1 protein-coding gene (cut by a window edge) is annotated in these 22,281 nt (G+C 72.5%); it reads left to right on the top strand.

The window, feature by feature from the left end:
* Positions 1-22,281, top strand: the 3' portion of a protein-coding gene (locus SACAZDRAFT_RS03840) for a non-ribosomal peptide synthetase (RefSeq protein ID WP_082245290.1). 2,442 nt of this gene lie to the left of the window's left edge; the window shows 22,281 of its 24,723 coding nt (coding positions 2,443-24,723); the start codon falls outside the window, past its left edge; it ends in the stop codon at positions 22,279-22,281.

The raw sequence follows: 22,281 nt of genomic DNA, 5'->3' as shown, positions 1-22,281 counted from the left end.
TCCGTCCTGGACACGGCGGACCACGTCTATCACCTCGGAGGCGTCGGCGCGGGTGCGTCGCTCGACGAAGACCTGCGCACGGGTGTCCGTTCCCTGCTGCGCACGGCGCGTCGCCTGCATCGGACCGGCCAGCCGCGCACGCTGACGGTGGTCACCAGCGACGTGTACCGGCCGGACGGCCAGGGGGGAACGAACCCCCACGCCGCCGCGTGCCACGGCCTGACGCAGGTGCTGCCGAAGGAGTTCGCGGGCCTGCGCGCTGTCGCGGTCGACGTCTCGGAGTCCGACACCGCGACCGACCAGGCACGATCGGCGCTGGCCCGAGCGGTGGTGGCCGAACCCGTGAGTCGCACCGGGCGCAGCGTCCTGCTGCGTGAGGGGGTGCGGTACACGCGGGCGTTGGAGCAGGTCACGCTGGCCGACGACGGCGGGCCCACGTTCCGGGCGGACGGGGTCTACCTCCTCGTCGGCGGTACCGGTGGCATCGGTATGGCCCTGTCGGAGTACCTCGCGCGCACCCACCGCGCGAAGCTGGTGTGGCTCAGCCGGGGCCCCCTGTCCGCGCACCACCAGCAGTGCGTGAACCGGGTGCGCGCCGCCGGTGGCGACGTCCTGCACGTTCGAGGTGACGTGGCGCGTCCCGGCACGGTGACCGAGGCGGTGCGCCGGGCACGGGAGCGGTTCGGGGCGCTGCACGGAGTGATCCACTCCGCGATGAGCTTCGACACCCGGACGCTCACCGAGCTCGACGACGACGGCTTCCGGGAGGCGTTGGCGGCGAAGGTCGACGGCAGCGTGGCGCTGGGCGAGCAGCTACGACACGAGCCGCTGGACTTCGTCGTGTTCTTCTCCTCGATCGGCGCGTTCGCGGCGGCGGCGGGCAACGGCGCCTACACCACAGCGACGACGTTCGAGGACGCCTACGCGCTGTCGGCCGGACTGACGTGCCCGGTCCGGGTGGTCAACTGGGGTTACTGGGGCCAGGTGGGTTCCGGAGCACGACCCGGGCTGGCGACGCTGTTCGCCGACCTCGGCATCGAACCCTTCGGCACCGCGCACGGCGTGGCGGCGGTGGAGGCGATCCTGCGCAGCGGTGTGCCGCAGGTCGTGCCGATCAGTGCGCGACCGGGAGCACTGCGCGCCCTCGGCTGGGAACCGCCGTCGACTGCCGTGGAGCAGTCGCGGCTTGCCGCGGTGGCCGCGACGCTACAGCGCAACCGCCCCGCCGACGCCGAGATCGACCGGATCCGCCAGGCCTACGCGGATCTCGACGACGTCTGTGAGGACGCGCTGCTGGACGCGTTCCGGCGGATGGGCGTGTTCCACCACGAGGGCGAGCGGCACGAGCGCACCGCGTTGGTGCGGCAGCTGGGTATCGCCGACAGGTTCGCCCGGCTCACCGACGCGTTGCTCAACATCCTGATCGACGCCGGGTACCTGGCCGCCGACGGGACAGCGGTGCGGGTGCTGCCCGCGGCGGCGACCGCGCGCACCGCCGACGCCGTGGCGGCGCGGTTCGAGCGGCTCGCGGCCGAGCATCCCGATCTCCGCTCCACCGTCACCCTCACCCAATCGTGTCTGGAGCGCTATCCCGACGTCCTTCGTGGTCGCCGGCGGGCGACCGAGATCATGTTCCCGGACGGCTCGATGGAGCGCGTGCGCGACTTCTACCGGGGCAACCCGCTGACCGACGCGTTCAACGACCTGATGGCCGAGACGGTGCGGGAGTACCTGGCCCGGACCTCGCCGGACGCCCCCGTGCGGATCATCGAACTGGGGGCGGGCACCGGTGCCACCACCGACCGGGTGCTGCCCGTGGTGGCCTCGGCGGCGCACCGCGTGGAGTACGTGTTCACCGATGTGTCCACGCTGTTCCTCGAACACGGTGAACGGGAGTTCGGCGGGCGGCACCCGTTCGTCCGCTTCCGCCTGCTGGATCTCGAAGCCGAGCCCGAGTCGCAGGGCTTCGAACCCGGCGGGTTCGACCTGGTGCTCGCCACCAACGTCGTGCACGCCACGTCGACCCTGTCGGCCACTCTCACCAGGATCGCGCGGCTGTTGCGGCCGGGCGGATGGCTCGTGCTCAACGAGCTGACCAGCGTCCGGTGCAGCAACACCATCGGCGGCGGAACCCTGGACGGCTGGTGGTTGTTCGACGACCCGGCCGTCCGTATCCCCGACTCGCCGCTCGCCCGGCCGGACACGTGGCGAGAGCTGCTGTCCGAGCACGGCTTCTCCCCGGTCGTCCACGTGGGTCGGTGCGACTCGCAGGGCCGAGACCTGGGGCAGACCGTCCTCGTCGGCGAGCGTGAGAAGAGTCCGGCGGCCCCGGTCCCGGGGACCGCGGAGGACACTGTGGACGCTCCGGCAGAGGAGACGGCCGTGGAGTCGCCGGCGCCGTCACAGCCGGCCGACGAACCGGAGAGCGCCCAGGACCACGCCGCTCTCGTCGAGGAGTGCGCCTCGGTGGTCGAGCACGCTCTGAAACTCGGTGAGCGGATCGACGTCGACCGCTCCCTGCACGTGTACGGGTTCGACTCGCTGACCGGGATGAAGATCGTCGCGGGGGTCCGCGAGCGCTTCGGGATCGAGCTGTCGGTCAACGACTTCTTCGAGTACCCCACCGTGCGGGAGATCGTCGAGTACGTCGTCCACGCCGGACTGATCACGCCTGCTCCGCGGCCACAGCCGCAGACGCAGCCCGAGCCCTCGACCCGGCGGGAGACCGAGCCGTCGGCCGGGCGGCCGGTGGACGTGCCCCCGACCACGGCGGTGGCGACACGCCTGCTGTCCGCGCCGGCGGAGCAGCCGCCCACCTCGACGTTCCCTCTGTCCGAGGGGCAACGAGCGCTCTGGATCCTCGAACAGGTCGCCGCGGGGAACTATGCCTACAACCTGCCCGTGGCCTCCTGGCTGGAGGAGGACGTCGACGTCACGGCGCTGCGGGCGGCCCTGCAGCACCTCCTCGACCGGCACGGGGCGCTGCGCACGACCATCCGGACCACCGACGACGGGCCGGTCCAGGTCGTCGCGGGCTGGAGCGCACTGCCGTTCACCCAGGAGTATCCGCTCACCGACGACGCCGGCATGCTCGCCGAGCGGATGCGGCACGAGGTGCGCCGCCCGTTCGACCTGGACACCGGGCCGCTGGTGCGGGCGACGCTCTACACGCTCCCGGACGGCCGCAAGGCCCTGCTGGTGACCCTGCACCACATCGTGTTCGACGGGGTGTCCATCGGACTTTTCCTGGACGAGCTGGAGACGACCTACCGCGCGATCCGCGACGGCCGGTACCCGAGCACCGAGCCGCCGTCGCGAACGTTCGCCGACTTCGTGTCCTGGCAGCGCGACCTGCTGGCCGGTCCCGAGGGCGAGCGGCTCCGGGACTACTGGTTGGCCCGGTTGCCCGAGCAGCTGTCCCCGGACGCGTTGCCGCTCGACTCGGCGAGGCCCGAGGTGCCCCGTTTCCGGGGTGACAGCGTGGAGGGCCTGCTCGGTGGCGAGCTCGTCGAGCGCGCCCGCCGGCTCGCCGCCGCCGAGCACACCTCGTTGTTCAGCGTGCTGCTGGCCGGGTATCTGGCCGTGCTCCACCGGTACGGCGGGCAGCGTCAGGTGGTCGTGGGCACCCCCACCTCGGGACGTCCGGGGACCGGGTTCGACGACGTGCTCGGCTACTTCATGAACATGGTCGTGCTCGCCGAGGAGGTCGACCCCGCCACGTCGTTCGCGCAGCTGCTGCGTCGGGTGCGCACGACGGTGTCGGACGCGCTCGACCACAGCGCCTACCCGCTGCTGCGCCTCGACGAGGAACTCCGGGCCCGGCGACGGCATCCCGGACGGTCGTTGTTCGGGGTGGCGTTCTACTTCCAGAACTGGGCCGGGCGGCACCGGGGCCACGGGCTGGTCAGGGGCATGGTGGACGGCGTCCACCAGGAGGGCGAGTTCGACCTGACGCTCGACGTCATCGAGGACGGCGACGGGTGCCGGTACACACTCAAGTTCAACCCCGACCTGCTGCGGCCCGACACCGTGCGACGGTTCGGCGCGCACTTCGAACACCTGCTCGCCGAGGTCCTCGCCGAACCCGATCGGCCGATCGGCTCGGCGGCGTTGTTGACGTCGGACGAGATCGCCCAGCTGCACGCGTGGAACGCCACGCGCCGGGAGTATCCCGCCGAGTCGACGACGTGCGACCTGTTCCTCCGGCGGGCCGCGTCCACTCCGGACGCCGTGGCCGTGGAGTACGGCGACGAGACGGTCACCTACGCGGAGCTGGCTCGCCGGGTCGACCGGCTGGCCGGGTACCTGCGCTCGCGCGACATCGGGCGCGGGTCGGTCGCCGGTGTGCTGCTCGACCGGTCGGTGGACCTCGTCGTCGCGCTGCTCGCGGTGCAGCGCGCCGGGGCGGCCTACGTTCCCCTCGATCCGACGTATCCCGCCTCGCGGTTGGCGTACATGGTCGAGGACGCCGAACTGAATCTCGTCGTCACCCGGTCGACGATCGCCCCCGTCCTCGGCGACGCCGCTCCGGTCGTGTGCCTCGACACCGACTCCGGCGCGATCGCCGCGGCCCCTCCTGCGGCGGAGCAACGCCACGCGGGTGCCGACGACACGGCCTACGTCATCTACACGTCGGGCTCGACCGGGAAACCGAAGGGCGTCGAGGTGGGGCACCGGGCGCTGACGAACCTGTTGACCTCGATGGCACGCGAACCGGGCTTCGGGCCCGACGACTGTCTCCTGGCGCTGACGACGGTGTGTTTCGACATCGCCGCGTTGGAGCTGTACCTGCCGTTGATCACCGGGGGTCGGGTGCGCATCGCGCCCGAGGAGGTCACCCGCGACGGGGCGCGGTTGCGGGCCGAGATCGAGTCGGGTGCGGCGAACGTCGTCCAGGCGACACCGGCGACGTGGAAGATGCTCCTGGAGGCCGGATGGCGGGGCAACGCGAACCTGAGGGTGTTGTGCGGCGGTGAGGCGCTCGATCCCCAGACGGCCACGCGGCTGGCCGAGGGCAACGCCGAGCTGTGGAACCTGTTCGGTCCGACCGAGACCACGATCTGGTCGACGGTCGCCCGGATCCGTCCGGGCGACGAGGTCACGATCGGCACGCCCATCGCCAACACCACCCTGTACGTGCTCGACGGCGAGGGCAGACCGGTCCCGAGCGGTGTGCCCGGTGAGCTCTACATCGGCGGCGACGGCCTGGCCCGCGGCTATCTGCGCAGGCCCGAACTGACCGCCGAACGGTTCGTGTCCCGTCCCGTCCTGGGCGGGCCCGCGGTCCGTCTGTATCGGACCGGTGACGAGGTCTGCCGGCGACCGGACGGGCGGCTCGACTACCTCGGCAGGCTGGACAACCAGGTCAAGATCCGCGGACACCGGGTGGAGACCGCCGAGATCGAGCAGGCGATGCGGGCGCTGCCGGGTGTGCGGGACGCCGTGGTGGTGGCGACGCGTGACGGGCTCGGCAACACCGGGTTGCGCGGGTGCTATCTCGGCGACGGACGGAACGAACGGAGCCGTGAGGAGCTGCGCTCGTGGCTGCCCGAGTACATGATCCCCGACGTCCTCGTCGAGCTGCGGTCGTTCCCGCAGACGTTGAACGGCAAGGTCGATCGGTCCACTCTGGCCGCGTCGCCGCTGCCCCGGCTGCGCGCGGAGTGGGGAGTCGCGGCGGAAACCGCACCGGAGTCCCGTGGGCGGACACACCACTCCACGGTCGAACGCGAGCTGGCGCAGCTGGTCGGCGAGCTGGCCGGCCTGCCCGCCGACCAGGTCCCACCGGACACGCCCTTCGGGGAGCTCGGACTCAACTCGGTGTCCTTCACGGCACTGAGCAGCCGGGTCGCCTCGCGCTTCGCCGTGGAGGTCACGCCCACGCTCTTCTACAGCCGCCCGACCCTCGCGGCGCTCGCCGCCCACCTCGGGGGCTCCGGCGCCGAGACGCCGAGGTCCCCCGAGGACTCCGAGGATTCCGAGGATTCCGAGATCGCCGAGGTCGCGGCTCGCGGCGAGGAGCCGCGCCTCACTGCCTGGTCGAGCGGCGTGGCGATCATCGGGATGGCGGGACGGTTCCCGCGGTCGCCCGACCTCGACGCCTTCTGGACGAATCTCGTCGAGGAACGGGACCTCGTGGAGGAGATCCCGCCGCAGCGGTGGGACTGGCGCGAGTTCGAGCAGGACTCCCGGTCCCGGTGGGGCGGCTTCGTGCCGGACGTCGACTGCTTCGACGCGGCGTTCTTCGGCATCTCGCCGCGGGAGGCCGAGCTGATGGACCCGCAGCAGCGGCTGGTGCTGCAGGCCGTGTGGCACGCGGTCGAGAACGCCGGGATGCGCGTGAGCGACCTGCGCGGCAAGCGGGTGGGGGTCTTCCTCGGTGTCACGAACTCCGAGTACCCGGAGGTGTTGCAGGACGCCGGCCGGGAGATCGAGGGCCACACCATCACCGGCTCGGCATTGTCGGTGATCCCCAACCGGGTGTCGTACCTGCTGGATCTGCGGGGGCCGAGTCTCGGTGTCGACACGGCGTGTTCGAGTTCGCTCACCGCCGTCGAGCTCGCCTGCACCGCGTTGCGGACCGGAGCGTGTGACCTCGCGCTCGCCGGCGGGGTCAGCCTGATCCTCCGGCCGTCGCTGTACGTGGCGCTCAGCCGCAACGAGATGCTCAGCGAGGACGGGCGCTGCAAGGCCTTCGACGACGACGCCGACGGCTACGTGCGCGGCGAGGGCGTCGGGGTGGTGCTGCTCAAACCGCGTGCCGCGGCGGAGCGGGACGCGGACCCGGTGCGTGCGGTGATCGTGGGATCGGCTCTCAACCACGGCGGCCGGACCAACTCCCTGACCGCGCCGAGCCCGGACGCACAGGCCGAGGCGATCGTGGCGGCGCACCGCGCGGCGGGCGGCGATCCCGCGACGGTCGGCTACGTCGAGGCGCACGGCACCGGAACGGCGCTGGGCGACCCGATCGAGGTGTCCGGTCTGACGACGGCGTTCGCGGAGTTGTACCGGTCGGCGGGGCGGTCCATGCCCGACCGACCCACGTGCGGACTCGGCTCGGTGAAGACGAACATCGGACACCTCGAAGCCGCGGCGGGCGTGGCGGGGCTCATCAAGACCGTGCTGGCCCTGGAGCACGGCGTGCTGCCCGCGACGTTGCACCAGCGCACGCTCAACTCCCACATCGACCTGACCGGCACCCCGTTCACGGTGGTCGATCGAACGCGACCGTGGCCGCGACCGCAGGACCCTGACGGGCGCGTGCTGCCGCGCCGTGCGGCCCTCAGCTCCTTCGGCTTCGGTGGCGCGAACGCCCACCTCGTGCTCGACGAGGCGACTCCGCGCCCGGTCACCGCGCCCGCACGGACGGACGGCGACCTGGCCTATCCCCTGTCCGCCCGGACCGAGCAGGGGTTGCAGGACGTGGCTCGCCGGCTGGCGGAGTTCCTCCGGGCGCACGACGTCGCTCTGCCCGACGTGGCGTTCACTCTCCAGACCGGACGTGACGGTTTCGAACACCGCGCCGCCGTCGTCGCGGCCGACCGGGAGTCACTGCTGCGTGCGCTCGACGACATCGCCGACGCGCAGGCCAACGACGCGGTGTGCCACGGCACGGCACAGACTCGACGCCGCCGGATGCTACGCGGTAGCGCCTGGGAGTCCTTCGTGCGTGCGCTCGCCCAGGACGGCGACCTCCCGTCGCTGTGCGCGCTGTGGGCCGAGGGCGAGGACATCGACTGGACTCTCCTGTACCCGCGGAAGAAGCCCGGCCGGATCGCCCTGCCCGGTTATCCCTTCGCCCGCACGCGGTTCTGGCCCGAACGGACTGCGGGCGCCATGGCGTCGGCGCCCGAGAGGGAACGCGCGCGGCGGCTCCACCGCTTCCTGCTCGACACGAACGTGTCGACGCTGTCCACGTGCGCCTTCGACAAGACCCTGACCGGCACGGAGTTCTACCTCCGCGACCACGTGCTGAACGACGAGCCGGTGTTGCCCGGGGTGGTGGTGCTCGACATGGCCCGGCTGGCGGGCGAACTCGGGGCGGACGGGCGCGCGCCCGTGTCCCGCGTCGAGCACGTCACCTGGGAGGCGCCCGTGGTGTTGTCCGGACAGCGCCCGCGACGTGTGACGATGCGGCTCACCGCGGACGGCGACGCGGTCGGCTACGAGCTCGTGAGCGAGGGCTCCGGCAGCCGCCGTCACGCGACTGGCCGGATCGTGTTCGTCACCCCGCAGGCGACGGCGCCCGTCGACGTCGACGCTGCCGTGTCGCGCTGCGGGACGTGGCGTCACGGCGTGGAGTGCTACGACGAGTTCGCCCGGCACGGTTTCGTGTACGGGAGCAGCCTGCGCGCGATCGAACGACTCGGCTTCGCCGAGCGGGAAGCCGTCGTCGTGCTGAGAGACACCGACCACCCGGCCGAGGAAGGGGAGCACCACTTCCACCCGGTGATGCTCGACGCGGTGCTGCAAGCGGCGGGGATGCTGGCCGCCCACACCGACGGGATCGCGCACCTCCCGTACTCGGTCGACGTGGTCGAGGTGGCGGGGGCGCTGGAGCGGTCGGCGTACGTCCTGCTCCGCCGACGGGCGGGCGACGCCGTGTTCGACGCCGAGCTCACCGACGAGCGCGGTGAGGTGCTCGCCCGGATCGAAGGCCTGGCGATGAGGCCGGTCCTCGCCGCGAACGGGCCTCGACACGACGGCGGTGCCTTCACGTTCGTGCCCGAGTGGTCGGTCGCCCCGGAGCAACCGGCCGACCTGGCGGCGCAGGACGGGGCGGCTGTCGTGGTGCTCGACGCCGCGGGGCTCGGCGACCGCGCGAAGCAGCTCCCGGAGGCGACGGTCCTGTCGCTCACCGATCCCGCCCGGGTGAGCGACCTCGTCGCCCGGCTGGCCGACCGCGCCGACGCGCCCACCCGCGTCGTGCACCTCGCGCCGAGCGACGACGACGTGGACCGGGTGTTGAACGCCGGATTCGACGTGGCGCTGGCGTTCTGCCGGGAGTGGATCGCCCGGGACCTCGGCGAGTTGTCCTATGTCTACGTCTATCGGGACGGGGCACCCGGACGGCCGTTCAACGCGGCGATGGCGGCGTTCGGACGCTCTGTGAGCCAGGAGTACCCGGCTCTGCGTGTCACCACGGTGGGGCACGGGTCCGACGAGGATCCGGTCGCCATCGGGCTGAGGGAACTCGCCACGGCGAGCGCCGCTGCGGAGGTGTCGATCGACGGCGGGCGACGGCACGTGCGCTCCTGGCGCCGGGTGGACCTGCCGCGCGCGACGGAGCCGTTCGGCACGGGTGGCGTGCACCTCGTCACCGGCGGCACGGGAGCACTGGGTCTGCTGGTCGCCGAGCGGCTGGCGGAACGCACCGGGGGCCGGGTCGTGCTGGCCCATCGCGGCGCGCTCACGGACCAGGTCGCCGGTCGGCTGGACCGGCTGCGGAACCGGGGTCTCGCGGTGAGTGCGGCCCGAGCCGACGTGAGCGACCGGCAGGACGTGTTCCGGCTCGTCCGTGAGGTCACCGAACGGCACGGCCCGCTCACCGGGGTCGTGCACGCGGCGGGCGTGCTCCGCGACGGCCTCCTCGTCGGCAAGACCGCCCGCGAGGTCCGCGACGTCCTCGAACCCAAGGTCCACGGCGTGGTGTGGCTGGACGAGGCCACGGCGGACCAACCGCTGGAGTACTTCGTGGCGTTCTCGTCGGCGGCAGCCGCCTTCGGCAGCGCGGGACAGGCCGAGTACGCGTACGCCGGCAACGTCCTCGGCGCCGTTCTCGCCGACCGGGAGCGACACCGTCTGGAGGGCAGGCGGCACGGTCGGAGCCTCGCCGTGGACTGGTCGGTGTGGCGTGACGGCGGGATGCGTCCGGACCCCGCGGCGCTGCGCCGTCTGCGCGACGGGCTCGGCATCGTCGAGCTGGACAGCCGCGACGCGCTGCGAGCACTGGAAGATGCCGTGGCGAGCGTGCACACCCGACTGCTGGTGACCGCCGGCGACAGCGAGACCGTGGCCGGTGCTCTCGTCGGCGGCGACGGTGTCGGACCACGCGTCGTCGACGACCACGCCGCCGAGGGACCGGCGACCGAACCGGCCGTCGGGACCGCGGGCGATCCGGAGGAGTTCGTCCGCCGTGCCGAGCGGTTCCTCACGCACCTGCTGGCGGAAGAGGCGAAACTTCCGGCCGAGCAGATCGCGCCCATGGAGTCGCTCGAACGGTACGGCCTGGACTCGCTGCTGGTCATCGGCCTCACGCGTCGTCTGGAGGAACACCTCGGACGGCTGCCCAAGACGCTGTTCTTCGAGTACCTCACGATCCGGGAGCTCGCCGCTCACCTGGCGCAGCGGTACCCGCGCGAGCTGGCGGCAGCCCTCGGGGACCCGGCCGAGGACGAAGCGGCATCGGAGGAGCGCCGCACGGAGATTCCGGAGGTCCCGGCGACCGTCCCGGTGGAGTCCGGCGACGACCGGCGGGACGAGCGCCGTACCGCGCTTCCGGCGGCCACGGCGACCGTCTCGGTGCGGGCGGACGTGCCCGCCCACGAACGTCGGGACGAGGACATCGCGATCATCGGTGTGGCGGGACGCTATCCGAAGGCCGACGACCTGCGTCGGTTCTGGCGCAACCTCGCCGAGGGCAGGGACTGCATCGAGGAGGTGCCCGCCGACCGGTGGGACCACTCCCGCTACTTCGACCCGGAGAAGGGTGCGCTCGGCAAGGCCTACTCGAAGTGGGGCGGCTTCCTGTCCGATGTGGACAAGTTCGACCCGATGCTGTTCCGCATGTCGAAGATCGAGGCGGAGCACCTGGACCCGCAGGAACGCCTCTTCCTCCAGACGGTGTGGGAGGTGCTGGAGGACGCCGGGTACACCCGCCGGTCGTTGGCCGGGGCCACGACGGGCGTGTTCGTCGGCATGATGTACGGCCACTACCAGTTGCACGGGGTGGCGGAGACGCTCGACGGCACGGGTGTCGCGCCGTCGTCGTCGTACGCGTCGGTGGCGAACCGGGCGTCCTACTTCTTCGGATTCACCGGCCCGAGCATCGCGCTCGACACGATGTGCTCGTCGTCGCTCGTGACGATCCACCTCGGTGTGCAGGCGATCCGCAACGGAGACTGCGACCTCGCCGTCGCCGGTGGCGTCAACGTGTCGAGTCACCCGCTGAAGTACCTCCAGCTCAGCCAGCGGGGCTTCCTGTCCACCGACGGCAGGTGCCGCAGCTTCGGCGAGGGAGGCGACGGCTACGTCCCGGGCGAGGGCTCGGGCGCCGTGCTTCTGAAGAGGTTGTCCGCGGCGGAGCGTGACGGCGACCGGATCCTCGCGGTGGTCAAGGCGTCCGCGGTGAACCACGGGGGCGCGAGCAAGGGCTACAGCGTTCCCAACCCGCGGTCCCAGGGGGAGGTGATCGGGGAGGCACTGCGGCGTTCGGGCGTCGATCCCCGCGCGATCACCTACGTCGAGGCGCACGGGACCGGCACCGCCCTGGGCGACCCGGTCGAGATCAGCGGGCTGGCCAGGGCGTTCGCCGACGTCGGCGACCCGTCGACCAGGCGGGCGGTCGGCTCGGTCAAGTCGAACATCGGGCACGCCGAGTCGGCGGCCGGGATCGCCGCGGTGACGAAGGTGCTGCTCCAGCTGCGGCACCGACAGCTCGTGCCGTCGCTGCACGCCGACCCCGCGAACCCGAACATCGACTTCGAGGCCACGCCGTTCGAGGTCCAGCGAACCCTCGCTCCGTGGCCGGCAGCGGTGGACCGCTCGGGGCGGGAGATGCCGCGCGCCGCCGGGGTGAGCTCCTTCGGGGCCGGAGGCAGCAACGCCCACCTCGTGCTGGAGGAGTACGTGGGGACCCCGCGAACCGCCGTGGTGCGGCCCGAGCGCCTGCTGTTCGTGCTGTCCGCGCGGGACGCCGAACGGTTGCGCGCCTACGTCGAGCGCATGGAGGAGTTCCTCGGTGACACCGACGTCGACCCGGTGCGCCTGGCCCGGACCCTTCAGGTGGGGCGGGAGGCGATGCTTCACCGGCTGGCCATCCCGTTCCGCGACCGGAGTGACCTGCTCGACGCCCTGCGCTCGTTCAGGGCCGGGGAGCCGGCCTCGACCGCCGTCACGGGAACGGCGGGCCGCCCCGACGCGGGCACACCGCTGGACCCCGTCGGGGTCCCGCTGGAGGAGCTGGCGCGGCACTGGCTCGACGGCGGAGAGGTGGACTGGGATCGGCTCTACCGGCGCTCCGACGACGATCCGCTCCCCGCTCCGGAGTCGCTTCCCACGTATCCCTTCGCCAGGCAGCGGTGCTGGCTCGACGTCCCGCTGCCGCACGCCGCGCCACAGCTGCCGCCCCAGGCCTCCACGCCGAGCCGGTTCCGAGTCCTGGCCAAGCAGTGGTCGGTCGAACCGTGGCAGGACGGGGAGCTGCCCGGCCGGGTCGCTATCCTCGCCGACGACCGCACGGCGGGACTCGCCACACTCCTGCGGGCGCACCTGCCCGGCAGCGTCGTGTTCCGGCTGCCCACCCCGGATTCCCCACCCGCCGGCGACACCTTCGCTGCCGTGGTCGACCTCATCGGCGAGGACCGCCGTACCCGGCAGGACCTCGCGCGGTGGCTGCCCTGGGTCCAGGACCTCCTCACCCGGTCGCCGCAACTGCTGGCCCTCGGCGTGACCTGGGGCCTCGAACAGCCGGAGGGCGCTTCGGGTGCGTCCGCCCGGACGGGCGGGAGCGAGGCGGCGCTGTACCGCTCGCTGCAAGGGGAGTACCGGCGGCTGCGGTCGCGCCACGTGGACCTCGAACCGGGCCTGGACGACGACTCGGCGGTCCGCGTCGTGCTCGCCGAGCTCGCCGATCCGGGTCCGCTCGGCGAGGTGAGTCACCGGCGGGGTGTGCGTTTCGCCGCGACGCTGACGGACGTGGCCGCCGCCGAGCCCACTGAGCCTGTGCAGTGGAATCCGGACGAGGTCCTGTGGGTGACCGGCGGAACGCGCGGTCTGGGGCTGCTCGCCGCGCGACACCTCGTCCGACGGCACGGTGTGCGCAGGGTCGTGGTGACCGGCCGCCAACCGCTCCCGCCGCCCGACCGGTGGGAGGAGCTGGCCCAGGGCACGGACGCGCCGGCCGCCAAGGTGCGGGGACTGCTGGACCTCGCGGCACAGGGCGTCGAGGTTCGCGCGCTGTCGGTCCCGCTGTCCGACCCGGCTGCCGTGGTGGCGGCCGTGCGGGAGGTCGAGGACGAGCTCGGCCCCATCGCGGGTCTTCTGCACTGCGCGGGAACGGTCGACCGGAACAATCCCGCGTTCGTGCGCAAGTCCGTCGAGGACGTGCGGGCGGTCCTGCGACCGAAGGTCGAGGGACTCGACGCGCTGCTGTCCGCCGTGGAGGGACGCGCACTGCGGTTCGCCGTGCTGTTCTCCTCGGTGGCCTCGGCGGTCCCGACGCTCGCCGCGGGGCAGCTCGACTACGCGATGGCCAACGCGCACCTCGACTACGCGGCCCAGTCGCGGGCGCATGCGGTGCCGCTGGTCAGTGTGCAGTGGCCCAGCTGGAAGGACACCGGCATGGGCGAGGTGCGCGGCGCGGCGTTCCGCAGTACGGGCATGGCCGCGTTGACCGACGACGACGGGCTCGCGTTGCTCGACACCGTCCTCGATGGGCGGCACGGGCGCGTGGTGCTGCCCGCCGTGGTCGACGACGACTCGGCGTGGCGGCCCGGGGAACTGCTGCGCCGCACCGCCGCTGCGGTGAGTGCCGAGCCGACGAACCCGACGGCGAACCCCGAGCCCAGCCGATCACCGTCGCCCGCGCCGACAGGCGTGCCGGAACGCGTGCGGGTGGCGTTGTCCGACTGGATGGTGGAGCTGTTCGCGGACGAACTGCACTTCGAGGCGCACGAGCTGGACGCCGAGGTCCCGATCGAGGACTACGGCCTCGATTCGATCATGGTGACGCAGCTGCTCGGCACCGTGGCCCGGCGTCTCGACACCGAGCTCGACCCGTCGGCCCTGCTGGAGCACTCGTCGATCGACAGGTTCACGGCGTGGCTCGTGCAGGAACATCCCACGGCGGTGCTGGCCGCGTTCGATGGCGAGCCGGACGACGCCGGGGACACCGAAGACACCGACGATGCTGCCGCCACCGAGACCGTCGCCGCGGCCCGGACCACGCCCACGGTCTCGGCGCGGGTCCTCTCCGAGCCGGCTCCCGCCACAGTGGACGACGCGTCGAGCGGCCTGGACATCGCCGTGGTCGGTATGGCCTGCCGCCTGCCCGGCGCGTCCGACATCGAGGAGTACTGGCGGCTGCTGAGCGACGGCCGATCGGCCATCGGCACGGTCCCGGAGTCTCGGGGTGACATGTGGGGGCCCGGCCACCCGGCCGCGTTCATCGACGGGTACCGCGAGTTCGACCCGGAGTTCTTCCTGCTGTCCTCCGCGGATGCCGAGGCGATGGACCCGCAGGCCATGCTGCTGCTGGAGCTGTCGCTGGAGCTTCTCGCGCACGCCGGGTACCAGCACACCGACCTCAAGGGCAGCCGGACGGGTGTGTACGTGGGCGGGCGGGCCCACCACGTTCCGGACGAGGAGGTGTTGCGGCGCACCCGCAATCCCATCGTGGCGGTCGGGCAGAACTACCTCGCGGCCAACGTGTCGCACTTCTTCGACCTGCGCGGGCCGAGTGTGGTGGTGGACACGGCGTGTTCGTCGGCGCTGGTCGCCCTGAGCATGGCCGTGGACGCGTTGCGTGCGGGGACCGTCGAGGCCGCCGTCGTCGGTGGTGTCAGCCTCCACAACACCGACCACGCGTATCGCGTGTTCGGGCGGCGCGGCCTGCTCGGCGCCGGGGACTTCCACGTCTTCGACCGCCGGGCGGACGGTGTGGTCCTCGGCGAGGGGGCTGGCCTGGTCCTCGTGAAGCCGCTGGAGCGGGCGCTCGCCGACAGCGACCGGGTGTACGCGGTGTTGCGCGGGCTCGCGGTCAACAACGACGGCCGCACGGCCGGGCCCGCCACGCCGAACATCGCCGCGCAGCGGCAGGTGCTGGAGGAAGGCCTACGGGCCAGTGGGAAACGGGCCGACGACATCGGATACATCGAGGCGAACGGGTCCGGTTCGGTGGTGACCGACCTGCTGGAACTCAAGGCCGTCTCCTCGGTGTACCGGGCGGACTCCGCCGAGCCCTGCGGACTCGGGTCGATCAAACCCAACATCGGGCACCCCCTGTGCGCCGAGGGGATCGCCGGCCTGCTCAAGGTCGTGTTGATGCTCCACCACGGGCGTGTCGTGCCGTTCCTCTCCGGCCAGGAGCCTCCGGAGCACTTCGACCTCGCCGGCTCTCCGTTCCGGTTCGACCGGGAGGCGCGGGACTGGCCGGGGACCCGGTGCGCGGCGCTCAACTGCTTCGCCGACGGAGGCACCAACGCCCACGCGGTGCTGGAGGCGTGGCAGGACCGGCGGCCCGACGACGCGGTCCGCACACCCGTGGCCGTGCCCGCTCTCGATCGCAGGTACATCGGTGCCCGACCGGCGCCGAACCCCGACACCCGTGGATACGACGACCGGCCGGAAGCGGTGGAGCAGATGGCGCAGACCGGATTACGCCAACGCGTGACCTTGACCCCGGAGCATCCTCTCGTCGCCGGACATCGGATGCGTGGCGAGCGGCTGCTGCCCGCCATGGCCTACCTCGACCTCGCCTTCCGGCTCTTCGCCGACCGGGGCTACGAGCCCGAGGACTGGGAACTGCGCGATCTCACGATCCTGCGGCCGCTGGCGGTCGCCGACGAGCCGGTCGACGTCGCGATCGTGGCGACGGGTTCGCCGAGCGACGGCTGGCACGTCGAGGTCGCGGACGAGCGGCGCCCGGGCCGGGTCTACGCCACCGTCGAGGTCGTCCGCGCGGAGGAGCCGGTGCCGTCCGGCTCGATAGTGCCCCCGACCGGGGCTCCGGACTTCACGCTCGACGAGGCGTACGCCGCCCACGCCGCGCACGGTCTCACACACGCGGGCGTGATCCGGGCCGAAGGGCGGGTCTATCGCGACCGGACGCACCTGATCGCCACGGTGGAGCTGGGTGAGGAGGCGAAGGCCGACGCGTATTTGTTCCACCCGGCCCTGCTCGACGGCGTCGCCATCGCGGCCGGACCACTGTTCCGCGACGCGGCGCGCCTGCACGGCGGCTTCTTCCTGCCCATCCACCTCGCGTCGTTCCGCTCCGTGGGCCCGCTTCCGAGCCGGTGTCACGCGCGGGTCCGCCTCGACACGGTCGGACGCCGACACGAGCTCGTCCACCTGACGATCGAGCTGTTCGACGACGAGGGACGGCAGCTCGCGGTGCTCGACCGGCTGTCCAGCAAGCTGGTCCGTCCCGAGGTGCCTGCCACTTCGGCCACCCCGGCACCACGCTCCACCGGGCCCGCGGCGCCTGCCGCCGGCGAGGCCGAGGCGGTTCTGCGCGACCTCGTCGCCTCGCGCCTCGGTGTGCCCCGTGACGAGATCGACGCGGGTGTGGGCTACTACGAGCTGGGACTGCAGTCGCTGCAGGTCCTGGAGCTGGTCTCGGAGCTGGAGCGCGCCGTCGGCGCGCCGCTGCCGCCGACGCTGCCCTTCGAGTACGCGACCATCCGCGATCTCGCCCGGCATCTCACCGAGACCTACCCGGCGGCGTTCGGCGGCGACCCCGCTCGACCGACGACGCGCGTGGTCGAGCGGACAGCCCCGGTCGGCCGGGTGGAGCCTCCCACCCCGAGCCCCCGGGACGACGGCGCGGTGGCGGTCATCGGGCTGAGCGGACGCTACCCGGGTGCGGGCGATGTCGAGGCATTCTGGCGCGTCCTGCGGGAGGGCCGGAACACCATCAGCGAGGTCCCCCGGGACCGATGGTCCGTCGACGAGTTCGCCGACGTCCGTGGTCCGAGCGGGCGCGGTATCTCGAAGTGGGGCGGGTTCCTCGAGAACGTCGACTGCTTCGACGCCGCGCTGTTCCGCATCAGCCCGCGTGAAGCCGAGGGGATGGACCCGCAGGAGCGGCTCTTCCTGGAGACCTGCTGGACGGCCGTCGAGGACGCGGGGTACACGCCCGCGACGCTCTGCCCGCCGACCGGACCGGACGGACGCAAGCACGTCGGTGTGTTCGCGGGTGTCATGCAGCACGACTACCTGCTGCTGGGCGCGGACGCCATCGCCGACGGGGCCCACGTACCGCTGGTGCTCAACCAGGGGCAGATCGCCAACCGGGTGTCCTTCTTCTGCGACTTCCACGGTCCGAGCATCACGACCGACACGCTGTGCTCGTCGGCACTGACCTCCGTGCACCTGGCCGTGCAGAGCCTGCGGACGGGGGAGAGCAGGGTCGCGATCGCCGGTGGCGTGAACCTGTCGCTGCACCCGGGCAAGTACCTCACCTACGGCATGGCCAACATGCACTCCAGCGACGGGGTGTGCCACTCGTTCGGGGCGGGAGGGGACGGCTACGTCTCCGCCGAGGGCGTGGGCGCCGTGGTGCTCAAGCCACTGGCCGACGCCCTCCGCGACGGCGACCACGTGTACGCGGTGATCCGGGGCAGTGCCGCCGGACACGGTGGGACGACGAGCGGTGTGACCGTGCCGAGCCCGGTCGGGCAGGCCGACGTGGTGGCCAGGGCGATCGAGGACGCCGGGGTCGACCCGAGCACGATCTCCTACGTCGAGGCGCACGCGGCGGGTACCTCGCTCGGCGATCCGATCGAGGTGGAGGGCCTGTCCCGGGCGTTCCGCCGTGGCACCGACGCGACGCAGTTCTGCGCGCTCGGGTCGGTGAAGTCGAACATGGGGCACGCGGAGGGTGCGGCCGGGGTCGCGGCACTCACCAAGACGATCCTCCAACTGCACCACCGGATGCTCGTGCCCACACTCCACACCGAGCCGCTGAATCCCCACCTCACCCTCGAGACGACACCGTTCCGGGTGCAACGGGAACTGCAGCCGTGGACGGGGGAGCCGGGCAGGCCGCGGCGCGCGGGCGTCAGCAACATCGGCGCGACCGGGTCGAGCGCTCACCTGGTGCTGGAGGAGTTCCCGGCGGCGGCCGACCGCCCGCAGGCAGCCGAGTCGGCCGGCGGACCGTTCGTCGTCCCGTTGTCGGCGCAGGACCCCGACCGGCTCCGGGAGTACGCAGGCCGTCTGCTCGCCTTCCTCCGGACGACGCGTCAGCCGGACGCCGCGCGGTTGTTGCGCGCCGAGCTCGCCGACGTCCTCGGGGTCGACGAGTCTCAGGTGGACGCCCGCGCCGACTGGTCGGAATACGGGGTGGACCCCGTGCACCTCGCGACCCTGCGGGACCGCATCGAGGAGGTCGCGGGGGTCGAACTGAGGCTCGGCGACCTGGTGGCGGCGCGTCGTCTCGACGGCGTCGTCGAGCACGCCTGGCCCGGAGAGCACACGGCGGGCCCCGCGCTGAGGGAGCTCGCCTACACGTTCCAGGTCGGCCGGGTGCCCATGCCCGAGCGGGCCGCCTTCGTCGCGCACGACGTGGACGAGCTGATCGCGCAGCTCTCCGCAGTGGTGAACGGCGACGAGGCGGTGGGGGTGTACTGCGGCAACGCGAAGGCGGATCGCGACGTCAGGGCTCTGCTCACCGAGGACGAGGCCTATCAGGAGGTTCTCCGAGGTTGGCTGGCTGCGGGTGCCGTCGACAAGCTGGCCAGGGCGTGGGCTCGGGGGATCGACGTCGACTGGGCCGCTTCCTACGGTGCCGCCGCGCTGCCGCGCCGGATCAGCGCACCCACCTACCCGTTCGCCCGGCAGCGTTACTGGCTGCCGACGACGGCGGGCATGCGCCGCGGTGCGCCGGCGGAGCGGGAGGCCGGTTCCCGTGCTGCTTCCCGCGCAGCGGAGCCGGAACGCCGTCCCGCGTACCTCGTCCGGGAATGGCGTCCGAGCCCGGTCGCGGCGGAGTCGCCGTCGCCGTCCGATGGGACCCGGCGTCGCGTCGTGGTGCTGGCCACCGCGCAGACGAGGGACGTCGCCTGGGCGCTCGACCGGCACCTGCCGCCCGGGTACGAGGTGATCGTGCGGGACGTCGACGCACTCGCCGGGCTGCCCGAACCGCGCTGGGAGAAGGTCGACGGCTGGATCGACCTGGTCGGTTGTGGAACGGAGGCGGCGGACGAGTACGGACCGTGGCTGCGTGAGCTGCAGCACTTCGTCGAGCTCGGCCGCCGGGACGACCCACGAGTCCTGTGCGTGACCACGCGTCTGGAGTCGTTCGGTGGCGTCGCCGTGAACCTCGCCGGAGCCTCCCGCGCCGGTCTGTACCGGGCTCTGCAGAGCGAGTACGCCCACCTGCGTTCCCGGCACGTCGACACCGACATCGCGTGCGCGGCGGCGGAGGACCTCGCGCGTCAGATCGGGACCGAGTACGCCTCCGCCGGAGAGGAACCCGCCGTCTGCTACCGGGACGGCGTCCGGCACGTGCCCGTGCTGCGGGAGGACGCGGTGGAAGGGACCACCGAGACACCCGCGCCGTTCCCCGCGGACCACGTGTTGCTGGTCACCGGTGGCACCCGGGGTCTGGGAGCGCGGTGCGCCCGGCACTTCGTCGAGCGCTACGGCGTCCGCACGGTGGTGCTGACGGGCCGGGAGGCGTTGCCGCCGCGGGAGCGCTGGCCCGAGTACGCGGGCCGGGACTCGGTCGAGGCGCGGCGGGTGGCCGCCGTGCGCGCCGTCGAGGAGGCCGGAGCCACGGTGCGCGTGGTGACGACGCCGTTGGCCGACGCCCGGGCCGTGGAGGAGTTGGTGCGGGAAGTGGTCCGCGAACACGGGCCCATCGGTGGTGTGCTGCACGCCGCCGGTGCCGGGGACGCCGACAATCCGGCGTTCGTCCGCAAGCCGCTCGACGCGTTCCGCCGCGTGGCGGAGCCGAAGGTGGCCGGGTTGCGGGTGCTGCGGGCGTGCCTCGCCGACCAACCGCTGCGGTTCTTCGTCCTCTTCTCCTCGACCGCCTCGGCGATTCCCGCTCTCGGAGCGGCGAACTGCGACTACGCCGCCGCGAACGCCTACCTGGACTTCGTGGCGGCCGCGCAGCCGCCACGCACGCCGATGGTGAGCATCCAGTGGTCCAGCTGGGCCGAGAGCGGGTTCGGGGAGATGACGACCCCGATCTACCACGCGACGGGCCTGGGCAGTCACTCGGATGCCGAGGGCCTGCGCATGCTGGACCACATCCTCGCCCACGACCTCGGGCCCGTGGTGCTTCCCGCCGTCCCCGACCGACGGCGGTGGCGTCCCGAGACGCTGCTCGAACGTCGGCCCTCGTCGGCGCCCGCGGTCGACGGCGGGGGCGAGCCCCCGCGGGAGACCCGTGTCGCCAGGGCGGTGCCGACTGCCGACGGGGCGCCTCAGGGCACCTCGGTCGCCCCGGTGCAGGCGGTGCGAGCGTGGCTGGTGCGCACCTTCGCCGACGAGTTGCGGATGGACGTCGAGCAGCTGGACGCCGACGTGCCGTTCCACGAACTGGGCGTCGACTCCATCCTCCTGGCACAGGTCTTGCAGCCCATCAACCGCGAGGTCAGCGAGCCGATCGATCCGTCGGCGCTCTACGAGTACCCGACCTTCGACGACCTTGCCGCCTGGCTCACCGAGACCTACGGAGCCGAGCTGGTCGACGCCGTGGGTGGAGCGGAGCCCCGGTCCGAGGCCGGCTCCGGTGCGCCGTTCGCGGCGGCACCCGACGCGGGGGTCCCTCGGGAGCCGGACGTGGCGCCCGCGCCCCCGCGCCCGATCGCCGCACCCTCGGCGGAACAGGTACCGGAGCGGGGTACGGCCGTCGAGAAGGCGTGGGTGCCGGGCGACGCGATCGCGATCGTCGGACTGTCCGGCCGGTTCCCTCCGGGCGGCGATCTGGAGGCCTACTGGGAGACGCTCGTCGACGGGCGCACCGCGATCGAGCGGATCCCGGCGGGCCGGTGGGAGGCCCACCCCGAGGACCACGCCGCGCTGCTTCCGGAGGTCACGGAGTGGGATCCGGACTACTTCGGCATCCCGCTGGAGGAAGCCGCGGTGATGGACCGCCAGGCCCTCGTGCTGCTCGAGGAGTGCGCGGCACTCGTCGCCCACGCGGGCTACTCGCCCGCGGAACTGCGCGGCGGGCGGACCGGCGTGTACGTGGGTGCTCGCGGTAAGGCCCGCGCGGAAACCGAACCGCCGGAATCCATCCGCGCCGTGGGGCAGAACTACCTGGCGGCCAACCTGTCGCAGTTCCTCGATCTGCACGGCCCGAGCGTCGTCGTCGACACGGCGTGTTCCTCCGCGCTGTCCGCCGTGCACCTCGCGGTGCAGGCGTTGCGATCCGGGGAGATCGAGTCCGCCATCGTCGGCTCGGTCAGCCTGCTCACCAGTGCCGCCGCCCACAACGGGATGCGCAAGCGGGGAATCCTCAGCGCGGCACCGGAGTTCCACGTGTTCGACCGCCGGGCCGACGGGGTCGTGCTCGGTGACGCCTGTGGCCTGGTTCTGCTGAAGACCGTCGACGCCGCGCTCCGGGACGGCGACCGCGTCCACGCCGTGCTCCGCGGGATCGCGGTGAACAACAACGGTCGCACGGCCGGGCCGACGGCACCGAACTTCGACGCGTTGAAGTCGGTGCTGCGTGCCGCACTGGCGTCGAGCGGCCTGTCGGCGGCGGACGTCGACCACGTCGAGACGAACGGATCCGGTTCCACGGTGACCGATCTCCTGGAGCTCAAGGCCATCCAGGAGGTGTATCGAGGATCCTCCGACCGTCCGTGCACGCTCGGTTCCATCAAGCCCAACATCGGCCACCCGTTGTGTGCCGAGGGCATGTCCGCACTCCTCAAGACCGTGCTCATGGTGAGCCGGGGCACGTGTGTCCCGTGCCTGTCCGGGCACGAGCCGTTGGAGCACTTCGACGTGGAGTCCTCACCGCTGTGGTTTCCCCGGGAGGTCGTCCGGTGGGACAGCGCGCGCCCGGTCGCCGCGGTCAACTGCTTCGCCGACGGGGGCGCCAACGCCGCCGCCGTCGTGCAGGCCTGGGATCCGTCGGACCATCCGGAGCCACGCAGGAGCCCGCTCCCGCCGCCGGTGCTGCACCGTCGGAGCCTGCCCCGCGCCACGAGCGGAGACGTCGACGGAACCGTCGGAGCCGGACAGCGCGAGGCCGCCGGGACGGGCGACGGGCCCACGACGTCACGAGCAGGGTCGAGGCCCTCGATCTGGGAAAGGTACGAACCCGTGCCGGCACGGCCGGGCGGCCACGCCGACGCCACCTTCTGGGAAAGGTTCTGA

This window comes from Saccharomonospora azurea NA-128 (assembly GCF_000231055.2).
Classification (GTDB): Bacteria; Actinomycetota; Actinomycetes; order Mycobacteriales; family Pseudonocardiaceae; genus Saccharomonospora; species Saccharomonospora azurea.
The sequence above is the reverse complement of the archived record's forward strand: the minus strand, read 5'-3'. Positions and strand labels throughout refer to the sequence as shown.